We start from the raw sequence: 17,630 nt of genomic DNA on the forward strand, positions 1-17,630 counted from the left end.
CGCGGTCAGGGAATTCCGGCCTCGATGTGGGCGAGTTGGGCGGCGAGGATCTCTTCGAAAGCGATGCGACGTTCTGCGCCGAGGGGGCGGACGTCGCGCGCGAAGTGGGCCAGGGCAGGGAAGCGTTCGGGGTCGGCGCCCAGTACCGCGACGCGGAACAGCTCCATACCCTGGTCGTACTCGTCGGGGGTGAGAGCGCTGACCCCGGCCTCGGAGGCGATCAACGCGGCGACGAGGATCGCGAGCCGGTGGTAGCGCGTCGGGATCTCCTGGTCGGGGAGGCCGGAGTCTCGCAGGGCCTGCAGTATTTCTTCCATGACCAGCCGGGAACCGGATCCGCCTGACGCGTAGCGCCCCCAGATCGCCGCGAGCTGGGGATGCTGCCCGAAGGCTTCTCGCAGGCGCAGGGCCGTGGCGGTGATGCGTTGTTTCCAGTCGCCCTCGGGGCGGTAGCCGTCCATGGCGGCCAGCAAGATCCGGTCGGCGACCGCGCGCAGCAGTTCGGTCTTGTTGCGGAAGTGCCGGTAGAGGCTGGAGGAATCGGTCCCGAGCGCTGCGGCGAGTTTGCGCACGCTGAACGATTCGGCGTCGCTCGTGCGCAGCAGTTCCGTCGCCGTGTCCAGGATTTCCTCGGTCGACCAACGCCTTCGGCCTGCCATTGCGCTCCTCTCGTCCGGAGCCCAGTCTAACGCATGCACTTGATGTTGCACGCACCGCGTGCATAATGGGGACAAAGTCATTGCTACCGGCGACCGCTCCGCCGCCCATCGATCGAAAAGGACACGAACAATGACGAATTCACTGGGTTCCGCGGACCTGACCGCCGCGCTCGAAGAACTCCACCGTGCGGGTATGCCGGGCGTGTTCGCCGAGGTGCGTGACGGCGACCGACTCTGGCGCGGCGCCGCCGGGGTCGCCGACCTCGCCACCGGCCGACCCGTCACGCCTGATATGCGACACCGGGTCGGCAGCATCACCAAAACGTTCACCGCCGCGGCCGTACTGCGGCAGGTCGAGAACGGCCGGATCGAGCTGGACACACCGATCGGTCACTACTTACCGCATCTGGTCCCCGGGGAACGCGGCGCGGCGATCACGGTCCGGATGCTGCTCAACCACACCAGCGGCCTCGCCGAATACCTCTTTCACGCCTACGACTCGTTGCGGGCGTTCCCCGCGTTGGCCGACACGGGCCCCGAAAGCCTGGACGACAACCGGCTGCGGCGTTTCGACCCCACCGACCTGATCGAGCTGGGAGTCACCGCACCCGCCGTCGGCACACCGGGCGGGACACCCGGGGTGTATTCCAACACGAACTACCTGCTCCTGGGCGAACTCCTGACCGAGGTCACCGGGATCGCGGCGGAGAAGTACATCACCACCGACGTGATCGAGCGCGCCGGGCTCCGCGACACGGAACTTCCGACCGGAACGCATATCGACGGACCGCATTCACAGATGTACGAGGCCTGGTTCGGCAAGGTCGACCCACCACGTGACTACAGCGTCTTCGATATGTCGTGGACCAGGCCGTCCGCATCGCTGATCTCGACCGTCGCCGATCTCAACCGCTTCTTCAGGATGCTGCTCGCCGGCGACATCATCGAGCCGTCGTCGCTGGCGCAGATGCAACGCACCGTCCCGGTGATCTCCTTCGAGGGAAAGATCGTCCAGTACGGCCTCGGCCTGCATCGGTGGGATGCACCCGGCCGCGGCGTCTTCTGGGGCCATGACGGCTCGACCTGGGGCGCCGGCGCGATCGCCATGATCCGCGAGGACGGCGAACGACAGCTGTCCGTCGCGGTGAATTTGCAACGGTGGAACAGGCTCGACGACACCGGCGCACCGCAGCCGCATCCCATCGACGCCGCACTGTCGGCGTTGCACGAGACAGCCATGGGCGGCACCGCCACAGACACCTCGCCGGGAAAGCAATGAACGCGCCCGCTGTGGCAGAGGATCGGTCGACGCCGTCGGCCCGCCACGATGAGGTGGCAGACCGACAGGTGAGTACGGGACGGCTCCTGCGCCCGTATATCGGAGGTTTCGTTGCCGTTGCCGCCCTGCAGGTCATCGGCGCTGTCGCGGGTTTGGCACCGATGCTCGCGGTCGTCGAGCTGGGCCGGGTGCTGCTGTCGCCCGGACCCATCGATCACGATTATGTGTGGTTCGTCGTGCTCGCGGGAGCGACCGGCATGTTCGTCCGGCTGGTGTTCACTGCCGCGTCGTCCGCGGTCGGCCATTTCCTCGACACCGACGTGCAGCTGATGTTGCGCCGCCAACTGGCCGCACGGCTCGGGCGGGTGCCGATCGGCTGGTTCTCCAGCCGCCGAAGCGGTGAACTGGCCAGGGTGGTCGGCGATGACGTCAGCGCCGTGCATCCGTTCATCGCTCACTCCCCCGGCGAACTGATCTCGGCTTTCGTCGTGCCGCTGGTGTCGCTGACCTATCTGTTCAGCGTCGATTGGCGCCTGACACTGATTACGCTGATCCCGTTGTTGCTGGCGGTGGGGCTGATCCCGTTGATGATGACTCCGCAGCGGCTGCGCACGGAGAAGGAGCTCGATGCGGCGATGGGGCGGATCGCCAGTTCGGTCGTCGAATTCGTCCAGGGCATCGCGGTGGTCAAGGCATTCGGCGCTGCCGGGCGCGCCCACCGCAAGTTCATCGCCGCAACCGACGATTTCGTCGGCGTCTTCGACCGATTCGTACGTGGTATGTCGATGATCGGCGCCGGGATGCAACTCGCGCTCGCCCCTCCTTTCGTGCTGTTGGTCGTACTGACCGGCGGTGCGGCGCTGATCACCACCGGTGGGATGGTCGCGGCCGACCTGCTGCCCTTCCTACTGCTCGGATTGAGCTCGACCGCTCCGGTATCGGCACTTCTCGGCCACCGCTTCGATGACGTCCAGGCAGCCCGCCGCGCGTTCGGGCGAATCGAGGACGTGCTCGCGGTACCGCCCCTTCCCGAACCTGTCCGTCCGATCGCACCGCACGGCCGTCGGGTGGAGTTCCGTGCAGTCGGATTCTCCTACGACGGCGCTCGAGAGGTTCTGCGTGGGATCGACCTCGACCTCGAGCCCGGCACGCTCACCGCGATCGTCGGACCGTCGGGAAGCGGCAAGTCGACGCTGGTCCAGCTGCTACCCAGATTCTTCGACCCGACTCACGGTTCGGTCCTGCTCGGCGGTGTCGATCTCCGCGAACTCGACAGCCGCACGTTGTATCGAATGGTCTCCTTCGTCTTCCAGGACGTGCGACTGCTGCGCGCCTCCGTCGCCGACAACATCGCGCTCGCCGTCCCGCATGCCGAGCTCGACGATGTGATTCGCGCCGCCGAACTGGCCGATATCCATGACCGGATCATGGAGCTTCCACGTGGCTACGACACCGTGATCGGCCAGGATTTCCGGTTCTCCGGTGGTGAGGCACAACGGATCTCGATCGCCCGCGCACTGCTCGCCGACACCCCGGTGCTGGTACTGGACGAAGCGACCGCGTACGCGGACCCCCGGACCGAGCAGGCGATACGCCGGGCTCTGACAACGTTGCCGGGCGATCGGACGATCCTGGTCATCGCCCACCGCCTCGAGACGATCGCCGACGCCGACACGATAGTCATGCTGGAAAACGGATCCATCGTCGAGCACGGCGCCCCGGCCGAACTGCTGGCTCGAGCCGGAAAATTCGCCTCCTTCTGGAACTCTCACCGATCGGCGGTCCCCCGATGATTCCGATATTGCTGCGTGTGCTGGGACGGCAGTACGCCGCGCCGGTGCGCCGCACCGTGATGCTGTTGACGATCACCGCGATCGCCGAGGGCCTGTCCTATGGACTGCTGATACCCGTGCTGGGCGCACTGTTCGGGCCCACGCCCGACGATGTGTGGCCTCGGCTCCTCACCTTCGGGGCTGCGATCACCGGCTACGCCGTGCTGCGCTACCTCAGCGATCTCTCGGGCTTCCGTGCTGGAACCACCCTGCTGCACGGCCTGTTCCACCGACTCGGCGATCATCTGGCCAGGCTGCCCATCGGCTGGTACGACAAGAGCCGCGTCGGCGAAATATCCGTGCTGGCCGGCAACGGTGTCCTGCAGGTGATGGGGGTGATCGCGCACCTGCTGGCACCGTTCATCGCTGCCTGCGTCACTCCGCTGACGATCATCGTGGTGATGCTGGCGGTCAACTGGCAACTCGGGCTCGCCGCGCTGGCCGCCGTCCCGGTGATCGTGGCGATCCAGGTCTGGACAACGCGCGCGCTCGGTGCCACCGACGCCGAGCGCACCGCACGCGACCAGCAGGCGACGGACCGCGTCATCGAGTACCTCCAGGCCCAACCGGTTCTTCGCGCCGGCGGCCGGAGCACTGAACGCTTCGGGTTGCTCGATGACGCACTGGTGGGAGTCCGGCAGGCCACTCGCCGTACCGTCGCCTCGGTGGTGCCCGGCACCGTCGGTTCGGCGTTCGCTGTGCAGACGGCATTCGCGCTGATAATGGTGTTGGGGACCCACCTCGCGCTCGGCGGTGACATCGGCACGGTGGAGCTGCTGACGGTTCTCGTGCTGGCCGCCCGATGTGCCGATCCGCTGCTGTCGTTGACCGAACTCGGTGGCCCACTGCGCGGCGCCCGTTCCGAGCTCACCAGGCTGGACGCGCTGTTGCAGACCGACACACTGTCCGAACCGCCGGAACCGATCGAGCCGACACGACACGACCTCGCCTTCGAATCCGTCACTTTCCGCCACGGTGACCGAACGGTGCTGGACGAAGTATCGCTGTTCGTACCGGAAGGACAGACCCTCGCGGTGGTCGGGCCGTCCGGCGCGGGCAAGAGCACCATGCTGCAACTGCTGGCACGTTTCCACGACGTCGACGCGGGCACGGTGCGCGTGGGCGGTGTAGACGTGCGCGCGATCGGTTCCGAGGTCCTGATGGCGCAGATCGCCATCGTCTTCCAGGACGTCTACCTCTTCGACGCCACGATCGAGGAGAACGTCCGACTCGGCCGCCCCGCCGCCTCCGACGCCGAGGTGCGGGCCGCCGCCGCCACGGCACGGTTGGACGAGGTGATCGACCGGTTGCCCGCCGGCTGGGCAACCGACGTCGGTGAGGGCGGTGCTCTGCTGTCGGGCGGTGAACGCCAACGGGTCTCGATCGCGCGGGCTCTGCTGAAGGACGCGCCCATCGTGCTACTCGACGAGGTGACCTCCGCCCTGGACCCGATCAACGAGGAAGCGGTGCAGACCGGCCTCGAACGTTTGACGACGGGCCGGACCGTGGTGACGGTGGCGCATCGGCTACAGACCGTCCAACGCGCCGATCGCATCGTATTCCTGGACGCAGGCGGCAGAATCGTGGAGGCGGGCAGCCACGCGCAACTACTGCGCCGCGCCGGCCGATACGCCGAATACTGGCACATCTCCTCATGACCGTGCCGGCGGCAATATCGAAAACAAATGTGCCCGCAGTGTCTTTCGGAGGCTCTCGACGCTGATCGAGCCGTGCGGGGTGACCATATCGATGGTCAAGCCACCGATGATGGCGGTCAGTCGTCGAGCCTGCTCACCGGGCTCCGGTACCTCGAGAACACGAAGCGCGTCGGTGATCACGTCGTGCAGATCGACAGCCATCTGTTCGGTCGCGGGCCGGAAGATCGGATTCACTCGTGCGGCAACGATGAACTCCAGCAGCACAATCGATTCGGCACGGCGCTCGTCATCGATCGGAAGCAATTCCTCGACCAGAGCCTGTAGGGCATCGACGGCCGGTGTACCGGTGAGCCCGCGCAGAGTTCCGGTCGAATGGCGGGTCAGCCTGTCCCCCATGCGGTCACCGACTTCCGTCACTGCCGCGACGAGGAGGTCGCGGTGATCATCGAAGTAGTGGCGCACGGAGCCGATGTTCAACCCCGATTCCGCGGCGACCTTACGCAATGAGAGACCGGTGAGACCTTCGGACACCACGAGACGGAACGCCGCCTCCACGACGTCCCGGCGTCGCTTTTCCGCATCGATCCGAGCCGGCATTCACAAATTGAATCACACACGTGATACATAGCGAAGAGCGAATCATGAGCGGTTGCGCGTGACGCGTTTCTCGTCCCATACGGGCTCGGGAGCTTCGTAGACGACCCCGTCCGCACCGAAGACCAGGAATCGGTCGAAGTCCCTGACTTCTCGACCACGAGGCCAGGGCGACGACGGCCGGGTGTGGTCACAGCACGAGAGACCAGTTCGATCATGGTTCCGAACTGGTCTCTCGGTGATCGGTGAGCCGCTCAGCCGCGATAGATCTCGACGTAGGCGTTGGTGGGCACGGCGACGACACCGGGACCCATTCCCGTGCAGCCTGCGGTGATGCGCTGGCCTTCCGGAGTGAAGGGGTAGCTGAGAACAGAATAGGAACCGACACCGTACAGCGGGAACGGCCCGCTCGCGTAGAGGCCGAAACAGTCGACATGCAGGACGTAGTTGCTTCCCCCGTCCGGTGCGCACGTGGCCGACGCACCCAACAGGTCACGTTGGACGGCGCAATCCTGTGGCGCCGCTTGGGCGGCGCCCGAACCGACGACCACTACGGCGGCCACACCCGAAAGAGCGGCGGCTGCGATTCGTGCGGTGGCTACAAGCGTCTTCTTCATGGAACTCCCTCGATGTTTGTTGATTGCGGCGCCATCTGATCTTCGTATCAGAGCCGCTCGATGTTACGCAGGGTGCCGACGGCGTTCGGCAGGCCGGAAATGGTTCGAGCCGTAAATACGGATCGCCCGAAGCGTACGTGCGATGGTCGCCGCGATATGCCACCACCAGCAGGAAGCCCTGGCGGACTGATCGGCCTTCTCACGGTCTCGGCCCAAATGATCGAAAAGTGCAATGTGCGTAGAACAGATTTCGGGCGACCGTCGACGGAAGAACGGCGCCGCTCTCGCGAACCAGATCTTTGCAGAATGCCCTTTCCGGATGAATCGAGTTTTCGGTACAAGTCACGATGAAGGGACGGGCGGCAGCACACGGCCGAGTAAAGGCAGCGCAGTCACTACACAGAATTCCTCGGCTCAGCCTTGATCACCCGGCCAGCACAGTGCCCAGATCAGCACGGCTACCGGCAGACCTATCACGGCCACCCATCCGAGCGTGATCATCGCTCGGTTCCTGGGGTCGACCATCGGGCGAAGGACAACCGAGGCGACAGCGTCTCCACATCGGCAACATCCATGACCCTGTTCAACTCCACCGGGCCGAGGTGCTCCGGAGAAGGAAGGACCACCACCTCGGCCCCGGCGTTGCGAGTCTGTTCGGCGACCGACAGCACCGAACGCTCATCGGGCCACATGACCCGGTAGCCGAGGCGCCGCGCGAACCTCGATACCCGCGCCCGGTCCCATCCGGGGGCAGAGCTCACGTCGTCGTCGACCCATCCGAACGCGACCGGCCGGCTGTGTTCGAGCATCGTTGGTCCCCCTGCTGTTGTATTCCGACCTGGAATGCACCCGCCCGCGGGTGTCGGAGATCTACCCGGCGGTGAGCCCAAAAAAAGACGCTATGCGGATGGTTTCGGCGTCGGAACGCTTACGGTGTTTGCAGGTGGCAGACACTGTTTGCAGTGCTTGATCGTCGACGTGGAAGGGGTGCCGTCTTGTCGGAGCAGACCACAGGATCGGCCCTGCGCGCTGCGCGCGAGGCGGCAGGGTTCGGGCTGCGTGAGTTCGCTCGGCAAACCCATTGGAGCGCGGCTTATCTTTCGCAGGTCGAGCGCGGCCAGCGACCTGTCGGCAATGAGATCCGGCAGGCGTACGCGGACGCACTGGGCACCGACCCCGACGTGCTGATGCCGCCGCCCGGCGATCCGCTTCGCATCGCACACGAGTGGCTGTTGTCCGATCCGCCCCCGCACGAACACATGGCGGCGGGACGGCGGGTCGGGTCGAGCTTGGCTGCTGAGATGGAACGGCGGGTGGTGGAGCTACGTCGTCTGGACGACGCAGTGGGAGGGAGCACACTGCATTCGGTCGTCAGGTGTGATCTGGACGCCGCCCGCGCGGTGGTGCGCGACGGCTCGCATTCTTCGCCGGTGCGGCGGCGGCTGCTTCGGGTTGTCGGCGAACTCGCACAGCTCGGTGGATGGGTCTACGCCGACGCTGGGCGCTACCACCAGGCACAGCGGATCTACCTGGACGGTATGGCAGCCGCGACCGAGGCCGGAGACCGGCCGCTCGCCGGCCAACTGCTGTCAACTCTGAGCTACCAGACCGCCAATATCGCAGACCCACGGAACGCCGCGCTGCTGGCGCGGACTGCACTGCGGGGCGCCTCAGCCGATGCGCCACCTGTGGTGTGCGCGCTGCTGGGTGAGAGAGTCGCGTGGGCTGCGGCAAAGGCGGGTGATGTTGAGGCGGCGCGACGGGCGCTCGACGCGGTGGACGACGAATACGACCGCCGCCGACCGGGCGACGACGAACCCGACTGGACGTACTGGCTCAACCGCGACGAGATCGACGTGATGCGCGCCCGTAGCGCGGTGGAGCTGGGGGACGCTGCCACCGCCGAGGCGCTGTTGTCGCCGGTCCTGGCGCGGTTTCCAGCTGAACGGAAACGAGAGGCGGCACTGTACCGATCCTGGCTGGCCGAAGCGTACGCGCGCGGTGGGCAGCAGATCGCCGCCCGGGAAACCTTGGAGAGGGTGCGCGTAGACGCTGCCGACCTGGGGTCGGCGCGGCTCGAATACCGGGTTCACGAGGTCGAGAAGATCCTTACCGGAATCCTCGATCGAGCGACTATCGGATCAGCGCCGTACGGAACCACAAACGAGTCGCCGCCGGTCTTTCCACCCCGGTAGCCGCACCTGCACACCGGGGCCTTTGTCCCTGTTGAGCGGGGCGTACCTCCGCACCCGCAACGTCAGTACGTGTAATCCCGGAATGTCATCACACCGCCGACCAGGATTGCCAGCACCGTGAGGATATAGACAGTGACCCGCAACCACATCGGCCCGTAATAGCTGACCGCCAGCGACGCACCGAGCGCAGCGAGAATCAGCACCACCCCGTAGAAGGGTGTCCGTTGCTCCCTGTCAACCATGCCTCCAGTGTCCTCCGGCCCCGCGTCGGGTGGCAATGCCGAGTCGCGCCGCGGCCGGTTTCCGGGACACCGCCCTACCGGAACGGGAGTTCCGCGCCTCCTGTAGGCGCAGTTCGGCCTAGGATTCCGAGGGTGGGACTGCTGTTCGGGACGCGGGCGTCGGATTCGCCGTGGGTCGAATCGGTGTGGACCTGCCGCAGCGGGCATGTCTCGGAAATGACCTCGGACGCGCCCGGACCGCCGCGCTGCTGCTGACCTCGGGTGAGGCGCCGGGCGATGTCGTCGACAAGCTCGGGTATTACGACGAGCCGCATCTCGCCCGCGCGCTGCGCCGGTATGTCGGGCGGACCGCCCAGCAGCTGCGGGCCGGGACCGGCGGTGTGATCGCGCTCGATCCCGGTCAGCGCACCACGTCGTAGACGAGTTTGGTCACGCCGTTGGAGTAGGTCGCCGAATCCCGGACCCGTAGCTCCTGTGCCTCGCGATCCGTGCGGCTGAACAGGCTCTTGCCCGCTCCCAGCAGCACCGGGAACACCAGCAGGTTGTATCGGTCGATCAGGTCGGCGTCGGACAGGCTCCGGGCCAGTTCGGCACTGCCGTGGATGTAGATGGCGCCGCCGTCGGCTTGCTTCAGTTCTGCGACGTCGTCTGCCGACCGCAGGATCGTGATCGGACCCCACCCGTCGATCAGCGCGTCGTCGGTCAGACTCGCGGAGACGACGTACTTGGGCAGGTCCTTGTAGGCGGCATGGTCCTCGGAATCGCGCCAGGTCGGGGCGAACGCCTCGTAACTGCGGCGACCGAACATCAGCGCGGACGTATCGGCGAGCTCCTCCCCCTTGAGCGAGTACGCCTCGGGCACGAACTCGGTGTCCATCACCCAGCCACCGCTGCGGTGCCCCTCGGCCTTGCCGCCCGGGGAATCCACAACGCCGTCCAGCGACATGAAGCCGGTGTAGACGAGTTCGCGTGCCATGTGTTCCTCCTGAGTATCGGGCATCGGATCGTGCCGGTGGTCAGCCTAGGAACAGCGGCCACCGGTGTCTTGGACGAAACCGACATCCGGCACCCGTTGCGGCGCGGGACGGCGTGAGCACGCGCCCGAGCCGGCCGATTCCGCCGGTGACCGGTATCCCAGAGACCCATCGTGTCAGCAGTCATGTCAGGTCGGCGTCAGGGCCGTATCAGCCGGGCCGCCGACAGTACTTTCCATGAGCAATACAGCGATCGCGGCCTCGGGGCTGCGGAAGGCATACGGGGACAGAACCGTCCTCGACGGTATCGATCTGAATATCGGTGCCGGCACGATTTTCTCCCTGCTCGGCCCCAACGGCGCGGGTAAGACGACCACGGTGAACGTGCTGACCACCCTGTTGACCGCCGACGGCGGAACAGCGCGGGTCGCCGGACACGACATCGCCACCGAGACCGAGGCGGTGCGGGCATCCATCGGGGTCACCGGGCAGTTCGCGGCGGTGGACGATCTGCTGACCGGCGAAGAGAACCTGGAGTTGATGGCCGATATCCACCGGTTGAAAGGTGCCGAGCGCAAGCAGGTGGTCACCGAACTACTGGATCGGTTCGATCTGACGGAATCGGCGCGGAAGCGGGCCGCCACCTATTCCGGCGGTATGCGGCGGAAGCTGGATCTGGCGATGACACTGGTGACCCGGCCGGAGGTCGTTTTCCTGGACGAGCCGACCACCGGGCTGGATCCGCGGAGCCGGCGCACCATGTGGGAGATCGTGCGGGATCTGACCGGCCAGGGGGTGACCATATTCCTCACCACCCAGTACCTCGAGGAAGCCGACCAGCTGGCCGACCGGATCGCAGTGCTCGACCGGGGGCGCATCGTCGCCGAGGGGACTGCCGACGAGTTGAAGCGCCGCGTGCCCGGCAGCTGTATACGGCTGCGGTTCACCCAGGTCGCGGAACTGGATGCGGCGGCACGGGTGATGCCCGATTCCACTCGGGACGACGAGGCGCTGTCCCTGCGGGTTCCGGGCGACGGCGGTTCCACATCACTACGCCATGTGCTGGATCGGCTCGACGAGGCGTCACTCGAGGCCACCGAGGTCTCCGTTCACACTCCCGATCTCGATGATGTCTTCCTTTCCTTGACCGGCCACGCGACCACGGAGGTAAACACGAAATGAGCACGATCACCGCACCGCTGGCCGATTCGTCGATCATGCTGCGCCGCAACTTCAAGCACATCGCCCGGAATCCGGTCACGATCTTCAACGCGGCCTTCATGCCGGTCGTGATGATGTTGATCTTCGTCTACGTATTCGGCAGCGCCTTCGACGTCGGCGGCGATTACATCGACTACGCGACCCCCGGAATGCTGCTGCTGGCCGTCAGTTACGGACTCTCGGGCACCGCCGTGGCGGTGAGCTCGGATATGTCGAAGGGCATCATCAACCGGTTCAAGGTCATGGACGTCTCCCGCAGCGCGGTACTGACCGGCCACGTCGTCGCGACCATCCTGACCAACGCGGTAGCTGTTGTCGCGATCCTCGCGGTCGCGTTCGCGCTGGGGTTCCGGCCACCGGCGACGGGAATCGACTGGCTCGGCGCGCTCGGCGTCCTGGCGGCCACCTCGTTCGCGGCCTCCTGGCTCACGGTGGCACTGGGTATGGCGGCGAAAACACCAGAGTCCGCGGGTATGGGAGTGGTACCGCTGATCATGCTGCCGTTCGTGAGCACCGCGATCGTGCCGGCCGAGAAGATGGGGCAGGGCGTCCGGCAGTTCGCCCAGTATCAGCCGTTCACGCCGATCATCGAATCGTTGCGCGGCTTCCTGGCCGGCACCCCGTCCGGTGGACACACAGCAGCGGCGCTGGCCTGGTGCGCCGGGTTCGCGGTCGTCGGTTACCTGTGGTCCCGGACCACATTCAACAAGCGAGCGTGACGGCCGCCAGTTCCTGCCAGTCCGCCGACGCACCCTCCCGCGTCGCCTCGGTGAAGTCCGCTTCACCGAGGCGATCTCGTGCTGTCCGTTCGACCCGGGCCGCGTCCGGCTGCGAAAGATCGCGACCCCCGTGGACCGCGACACTCACCGCGAGCAGCCGCGCGGCCTCTACGTCGCGGTCCGAACGAAGCGCCAGATCCGCGATCCCGACGATCACCTGCGCGACCAGAATCGCATGCCCTGCCTCGGTCGCCGCCCGGAAGGCCGCGGCATGGTGCTCCCGTGCCTCCCCGAGATCGGTCGCGAGATAACCGAGCACGGTATGGATCGCCGCTGCGAGTTGCGGCGTCTCGGCTTCGCTGCCCAATACGGTTGTCGCGATCCCGATCTGCTCGTATGCCTGCGCGGTCTCGCCGCTCCACCGGGCCAACTCCGCTTTCGCCAGAGCCAACTCGGCCAGCGCGACCGGCCAGGCGACCCGACCCGCGCACCGCTGCGCTTCGGCCACGGCGGCCGCGCTCGCCTCGATATCACCGGCCAGCCAGTACAACTGGGCCTGCCGTGACAGCAGCCCGACGATATCCTCGGTCGCGCCGATCTCGGTGACCACCGCGAGGGCCTGTTCGAAAAGTTCACAGGCAGCGGCGAATTCGCCGTGGGTGGCGTGCCGGTTCGCCGCCTCGGTCAGCGCGAACGACATCCCCCACCGCTCGCCGAGTGCCCGGAACTCGGACAGCGCGCCGTCCAGATAGCTGCCCGCGACCGGTCCGTCCTGGCCGAGCACGATCCGCATCTTGCCCATCTGTAGCCGGGCCAGGGCACGCACCCAGGGGTCGGCGTCGGTGAGCAGCGGTTCGAACGCCGTCGGCAAGGCCTCCGGTCCGTGCAACATGCTCTCCAGGGCGGAGATGAACGCCAGGGCCGGATGCCCGGCATCCACACCCCGACCGGCTTCGTAGGCCTTGCGAATCCACTCCCCCACCTGGTTCGCGTCGTTGCGCCCGGAGCTCAGGAAATGCACGACCAGCGCGTACACCATGGCCCGGGTCGCGTCGTCCACCTCGGCGGGCAGATCGGCGACCGCCGTCACGAACTCCAGCCCCTCGGCCTTGTACCCGGCCAGCCACCAGTACCAGCCGGCGGCCGCGGCCAGCCGCACCGCCGCGGCGGCGTCGCCGGCCGCCAACGCGCCGCGCATCGCGACAGCGAGATTGTGATGCTCGGCCCCCAGGACAGCGAGCCACTCCAGCTGTTCGGCGCGGCGCAAGTGCGGTTCCGCGGTCTCGGCGAGGCCGGTGAAATACGCGATATGTGCTCGGCGCGCCGATTCCGACTCCCCGGCCTCGTCGAGCCGGCCCCGGGCGTACTGCCGGATCGTGTCGAGCATCCGATATCGCGGCTCGGTCTCGCCCGTCGTGCGCAGCAACGATTTCTCGGTCAGCGCGGTCAACAACTCGAGCACCTCCCACTGCTCGACCAGCGGGTTACCCGCGCCCCCTTGCCCTTCCGGGTCCGCGCAGACCTGTTCGGCCGCGGCCAGACTCGCGCCGTCGGAGAACACGGCGAGCCTGCGCAGCACCGTCCGTTCGGCGTCGCTGAGCAACTCCCAACTCCAGTCGACGACCGCGCGCAATGTCCGGTGCTGCGGAATCGCGGTGCGGCTGCCGCCGGTCAGCAGCCGGAACCGGTCGTCGAGACGGTCGGCGAGCTGTTCGAGGGACATGGTCCGCAACCGGGCCGCGGCCAATTCGATCGCCAGCGGGATCCCGTCGAGCGCCCGGCAGACGCGTGCCATGGTCGCGAGCGCGCGGGCGTCACCGGTGAGATCTTTACGCACCGCGCCCGCACGGTCCCGCAACAGTTGGACGGCCGGCGAAGCCTCGATCTCGGCGAGATCGGCATTCTCGGCGGGTAACGCCAGCGGTTCGACCTGCCACAAGGCCTCACCGGTGATGCCGAGCGGTTCCCGGCTCGTGGCCAGGATCCGCAACCGCCGGCACTCCCCGAGCACCCGGTGGGCGAAGGTAGCCACCGCTTCGATCACATGCTCGCAGTTGTCCAGGATCAACAGCGTCTCGCGGTCGCGAATCGCCGCGACGAGCCGGTCCACCGGTTCCGCGTCCGGGGTGCCGCCGAGCAGCGCGTCCCGCAGACCGAGGGCGGCGATCACCGATTGCGCCACATCACCGTTCGCCCCGAACGACGCCAGTTCGACAAGCCAGGCCCCGTCCGGCAGGTCGTCGAGCAGGGTCTGCGCGGTCTCCAGCGCCAGCCTGGTCTTCCCCGAACCGCCCGGCCCGGTCAGGGTGGTGAGCCGATGTTTCGCGATCAGATCGCGCACGGCGGCGATATCGGCGAATTTGCCCACATATCCGGTCAGCTCGGCGCGCAGGTTCGTCCTGCGTTCGTGGTTCTGCGCGCCCACTTCACCGCGCAACAGCGCGATATGCAACGCGGACAGTTCCGGTGAGGGATCCACCCCGAGCGTGTCGGCGAGCGCCTCCCGCGTGTCCTGGTACAAGGTCAGAGCCTCCGACCCACGGCCCGCGGCAGCGAGCGCCCGCATCAGCGCCACGACCAGCCGTTCCCGCACCGGGTGGCGGGCCACCAGATCGGTCAGCTCGCTCACCTGCTGCGCGCCCCGGCCCAGCCGGAGCTCCGACTCGTAGAGGTCCTCGGCCGCGGCCAAGCGCAGCCCCTCGAATCGGGTGATCAGCGCATCGACGGCTTCGCTGTCGCGCATATCCAGGTCCTGCATCGGCGCACCGCGCCACAGATCGAGAGCTTCGCGTAGCAGCCGGGCCCGTTCCGTGTCGTCACCGCCGCGGGCTCGGTCGAGGAGCAGTTCGAACCGCGCCGCGTCGACCGCGCGGGGTTCGACCGTGAGCCGGTATCCGCCCGCCTGCCCCTCGAGCGATCCGTCCGGCAACAGCCGGCGCAGCCGCGAGACCAGCGCTTGTAAGGCGTTCACCGCGTCGGCGGGCGGCTGCTCACCCCAGATCCAGTCGACCAGTGTCGACTTCGCGACGGCACGACCGGGTTCGAGAGCCAACGCGATCAACAACGCCCGCAACCGGACACCCGGTACCTCGATGGGGCCCCCGTCGTCTGCTCGGATATCGAGCGGTCCAAGCAACGCGATCTGCACCGGACCATTCTGCCGCAGCGGGCCGGTGGCTCGGTGTTCATGTGGGGATGTCGACGGCCGGCCGGGTCCAGAGGGTGAGATCGCTGCTGGTGGCGACTGCGAGAGTCCGGCCGGAGGGGGAGAATCCGGCGGCGCGGAAGGTGGAGTAGTCGGAGTGGAAGATGTGCCACCAGCCTTGATCTGGAGGGTCCGCGTAGATGTTGCCGCCTGCTGAGAGTAGGACGCGTTCGTTGGGCCATTCGGGCGTGACGATGTCCAGTGCCCAGCCATCGGAGGTCGTGTGATGCAGGCCTCCGCCGAAGAGACCGGCGATGTGGACCCGGGTGCCGGTGATCGGTCCGAGTCCCGGGCAGGTCAGATCCGCGGAGGCATCGGGTGTGCTGGTGTCGGGGTCAGGATCGCGGTCTCGGGCGATCTTCTCGCCGGTGACGGTGTCGAAGAGTCCGTGGCCCTCCGAGGAGACGACCAGGACCAGGTCGCGTCCGTCGTCGGGATGGACGGCGAAGCCGATGCCCAGCAGCCCACCGATAGGCGTTCCGCGATCCAGCACTGTGTGCCAGGGCGGTGGGGCCGGTACGACCGGGGCAGCCAGCAAGCGGTCGCGCAGCTGTTGCTGATAATCCGAGAGCATTCGGTTCCCCATCCAGTCCGTGATCCGTGTTCATGTGTGAATCCGCCGAGTAGATCTCGGTACCTCCGCCGACTGACAGGGCGGGACCCAGAAAAGCCAGGAGCCTCTCTCCTTTCCCCGAAATCCCACCGTAGTCGTGGAGGGTCGGGGCAGTGAAGTCTGTCGTCACCGGACGATCAGATCGATGACCAGGACGAACACCGTGTCAGTGGATGTGTCAGGGCAATGTCAGGCCGATATCAGGGTGCCCAGCGACAGTTCTCGTATGAAAAGCCCAGCAGTCGCGACGCCCGGCCCGGTCGGTCCGGGCGCCCGGTCGGAAAGGAAACCGATGGAACTCCGGGTCGACCGGGAGCGCTGCATCGGCGCCGGTATGTGCGCGTTGATCGCACCCGCGGTGTTCGACCAGGACGAGGCCGACGGCCGGGTGCGCGTCCTCGATCCCACCCCTTCGGCCCCGCACCACCCGACAGTCCGCGAAGCCGCCCACAGCTGTCCCGCGGCCGCGATCGGCCTCCTCGAACCATGACCCGGCGCTCCGCAGCCCGGACACCGAACAAACACCACGAACAGGAATACGATGAGCGACACTGCCTCGGTCCCGCACGGCCTTCCCATCGACCGTGATGCGGGCCCCTTCGACCCGCCCCGGGCGATCACCCGGCTGCGCGAGACCCGCCCGGTCAGCCCGTTGATCTTCCCCGACGGCCACGAAGGATGGCTCGTCACCGGCTACGACGAGGTCCGTGCTCTTCTGGCCGATACCCGCTTCAGCTCCCGCCAGGACATCGGTGTCCTGCACGCGCTCGACGCGAGCCCGGACATGCCTGCCCAGACCGAACCGTCCCCGCAGATTCCGGGTGTATTCGTCGCCATGGACCCGCCGGACCACACCCGGCTGCGGCGCAAACTCATCGGCGCGTTCACCGTCCGGCGGATGAAGGAGCTCGAAGCGCACATCGAAGAGGTCGTCGAACAGCAACTCGACCAGATGGCGAAACTGGCCCCGCCGGTGGATCTGGTGAAGGCATTCGCGCTGCCGGTGCCGTCGCTGGTGATCTGTGAACTGCTGGGTGTTCCCTACGCAGACCGGGAAACCTTCCAGACCAACTCCGCCAAGTTCCTGCTCCGGGACCAGCCGCTGGAGGAGAAGATGGGCGCCTACGGCGCGATGATGGGTTATCTGGCCGAACTGGTCGCCGCCAAACGCGCCGAACCCGGTGAGGACATCCTGTCCGACCTCGCCCGCGATGAAGACCTCACCATCGAGGAACTGACCGGCATCTCCTTCCTGCTGTTGCTCGCCGGCCACGAAACCACCGCCAATATGCTGGCACTGGGCACCTTCGCACTGCTGGAGAACCCCGGGGAGCTGGCCGAACTGAGCTCGAACCCGGACCTCATGCCGGACGCGGTCGAAGAACTCATGCGTTACCTGTCGGTCGCCGATATCTTCTACCGCTACGCCACCGAGGACCTCGAACTCGGCGGCGAAACGATCCCGCGGGGTTCCACCGTGGTCGTATCCCTACTCGCCGCCAACCACGACCCCCGGCGTTTCGACGACCCGGACACTCTCGATATCCGCCGCAGGGCCCGCGGTCACCTGTCCTTCGGCCACGGCGTGCACCAATGTCTGGGCCAGCAGCTGGCGCGTATCGAGATGCGCGCCGGTTTCGCGGGACTGCTGCGCCGCTTTCCGACGCTGCGGCTCGCCGTTCCCGCCGGGGAGGTACCGCTGCGGACCGATATGAACATCTACGGCGTCCACGAACTCCCGGTCACCTGGACCGCCCCCGCCCGGTAGACCAGGCCGCCCGGCCGCGATCCGCGCGGCCGGGCATTCCGGCCGAACACGCGG

The 17,630-nt window shown here is 67.0% G+C and carries 17 protein-coding genes; 9 read left to right on the plus strand and 8 right to left on the minus strand.

The genetic code is table 11. The annotated features are described in order from the left end of the window. Positions 1-5 precede the first annotated feature (5 nt). The gene (locus OG405_RS22630; protein WP_327148466.1) at positions 6-659 is read right to left on the minus strand and encodes a TetR/AcrR family transcriptional regulator; all 654 of its coding nucleotides are present in this window, start codon (positions 657-659) and stop codon (positions 6-8) included. A 130-nt stretch (positions 660-789) separates the two neighbouring features. Here OG405_RS22630 and OG405_RS22635 point away from each other — a divergent pair, with 130 nt between their 5' ends. Genes OG405_RS22635 through OG405_RS22645 form a run of 3 tightly spaced genes read left to right on the plus strand, consistent with a single transcriptional unit; the run spans position 790 to position 5,428 of the window. Continuing rightward, the gene (locus tag OG405_RS22635; protein WP_327148467.1) at positions 790-1,938 is read left to right on the plus strand and encodes a serine hydrolase domain-containing protein; all 1,149 of its coding nucleotides are present in this window, start codon (positions 790-792) and stop codon (positions 1,936-1,938) included. Next, complete coding sequence (locus OG405_RS22640) at positions 1,935-3,731, plus strand: ABC transporter ATP-binding protein (RefSeq protein WP_327148468.1); 1,797 nt, start codon at positions 1,935-1,937, stop codon at positions 3,729-3,731. Before OG405_RS22635 ends, OG405_RS22640 begins: the two co-directional genes overlap by 4 nt. Then, positions 3,728-5,428 (plus strand): ABC transporter ATP-binding protein, encoded by a 1,701-nt coding sequence (locus tag OG405_RS22645; RefSeq protein WP_327148469.1) that lies wholly within the window; start codon positions 3,728-3,730, stop codon positions 5,426-5,428. Before OG405_RS22640 ends, OG405_RS22645 begins: the two co-directional genes overlap by 4 nt. Here OG405_RS22645 and OG405_RS22650 read toward each other — a convergent pair. The 3 genes from OG405_RS22650 to OG405_RS22660 all read right to left on the minus strand — a co-directional run bounded on the left by OG405_RS22650 (position 5,423) and on the right by OG405_RS22660 (position 7,448). After that, on the minus strand, positions 5,423-6,025 hold the full coding sequence (locus OG405_RS22650; RefSeq protein ID WP_327148470.1) for a TetR/AcrR family transcriptional regulator: 603 nt from the start codon (positions 6,023-6,025) through the stop codon (positions 5,423-5,425). The two genes, OG405_RS22645 and OG405_RS22650, sit on opposite strands and share 6 nt — an antisense overlap. A gap of 251 nt (positions 6,026-6,276) precedes the next feature. Further along, positions 6,277-6,639 (minus strand): hypothetical protein, encoded by a 363-nt coding sequence (locus tag OG405_RS22655; protein ID WP_327148471.1) that lies wholly within the window; start codon positions 6,637-6,639, stop codon positions 6,277-6,279. 497 nt (positions 6,640-7,136) lie between these two features. Continuing rightward, on the minus strand, positions 7,137-7,448 hold the full coding sequence (locus OG405_RS22660) for a hypothetical protein (RefSeq protein WP_327148472.1): 312 nt from the start codon (positions 7,446-7,448) through the stop codon (positions 7,137-7,139). A 186-nt stretch (positions 7,449-7,634) separates the two neighbouring features. Here OG405_RS22660 and OG405_RS22665 point away from each other — a divergent pair, with 186 nt between their 5' ends. Beyond that, positions 7,635-8,834: a helix-turn-helix domain-containing protein gene (locus OG405_RS22665; protein WP_327148474.1), complete on the plus strand. Its 1,200-nt coding sequence runs from the start codon at positions 7,635-7,637 to the stop codon at positions 8,832-8,834. A gap of 62 nt (positions 8,835-8,896) precedes the next feature. Here OG405_RS22665 and OG405_RS22670 read toward each other — a convergent pair whose 3' ends face one another. Next, entirely contained in the window at positions 8,897-9,076 is a 180-nt protein-coding gene (locus OG405_RS22670) for a hypothetical protein (RefSeq protein ID WP_327148475.1), read from the minus strand. Positions 9,077-9,246: 170 nt separating this feature from the next. Between OG405_RS22670 and OG405_RS22675 the strand changes: the two genes are divergently transcribed. Beyond that, on the plus strand, positions 9,247-9,495 hold the full coding sequence (locus tag OG405_RS22675) for a hypothetical protein (RefSeq protein WP_327148476.1): 249 nt from the start codon (positions 9,247-9,249) through the stop codon (positions 9,493-9,495). Here the strand turns inward: OG405_RS22675 and OG405_RS22680 are convergent. Beyond that, positions 9,477-10,052 carry a dihydrofolate reductase family protein gene (locus tag OG405_RS22680; protein ID WP_327148477.1) on the minus strand — a complete coding sequence of 192 codons (576 nt, stop codon included), beginning with the start codon at positions 10,050-10,052 and terminating at the stop codon, positions 9,477-9,479. The two genes, OG405_RS22675 and OG405_RS22680, sit on opposite strands and share 19 nt — an antisense overlap. A 235-nt stretch (positions 10,053-10,287) precedes the next feature. On the opposite strand from OG405_RS22680, the gene OG405_RS22685 reads away from it, so the two are divergent. Together OG405_RS22685 and OG405_RS22690 are read left to right on the plus strand one after the other, a co-directional pair. After that, entirely contained in the window at positions 10,288-11,232 is a 945-nt protein-coding gene (locus OG405_RS22685) for an ATP-binding cassette domain-containing protein (protein ID WP_327148478.1), read from the plus strand. Then, the gene (locus tag OG405_RS22690) at positions 11,229-11,990 is read left to right on the plus strand and encodes an ABC transporter permease (protein ID WP_327148479.1); all 762 of its coding nucleotides are present in this window, start codon (positions 11,229-11,231) and stop codon (positions 11,988-11,990) included. Before OG405_RS22685 ends, OG405_RS22690 begins: the two co-directional genes overlap by 4 nt. On the opposite strand, the gene OG405_RS22695 is transcribed toward OG405_RS22690, so the two are convergent. Together OG405_RS22695 and OG405_RS22700 are read right to left on the minus strand one after the other, a co-directional pair. Continuing rightward, positions 11,974-15,138 (minus strand): BTAD domain-containing putative transcriptional regulator, encoded by a 3,165-nt coding sequence (locus OG405_RS22695; RefSeq protein WP_327148480.1) that lies wholly within the window; start codon positions 15,136-15,138, stop codon positions 11,974-11,976. The genes OG405_RS22690 and OG405_RS22695 overlap by 17 nt on opposite strands. Positions 15,139-15,175: 37 nt before the next feature. Further along, positions 15,176-15,781 (minus strand): hypothetical protein, encoded by a 606-nt coding sequence (locus OG405_RS22700; protein WP_327148481.1) that lies wholly within the window; start codon positions 15,779-15,781, stop codon positions 15,176-15,178. Between the two features lie 253 nt (positions 15,782-16,034). Between OG405_RS22700 and OG405_RS22705 the strand changes: the two genes are divergently transcribed. After that, a complete protein-coding gene (locus tag OG405_RS22705) occupies positions 16,035-16,298 on the plus strand; it encodes a ferredoxin (RefSeq protein WP_327148482.1) in 264 nt (87 codons plus the stop codon). A gap of 51 nt (positions 16,299-16,349) precedes the next feature. Continuing rightward, positions 16,350-17,576 (plus strand): cytochrome P450, encoded by a 1,227-nt coding sequence (locus OG405_RS22710; protein WP_327148483.1) that lies wholly within the window; start codon positions 16,350-16,352, stop codon positions 17,574-17,576. The last annotated feature ends 54 nt before the right edge of the window (positions 17,577-17,630 follow it).

Origin of the sequence: Nocardia sp. NBC_01329 (genome assembly GCF_035956715.1) — a bacterium.
Taxonomy (GTDB): Bacteria; Actinomycetota; Actinomycetes; order Mycobacteriales; family Mycobacteriaceae; genus Nocardia.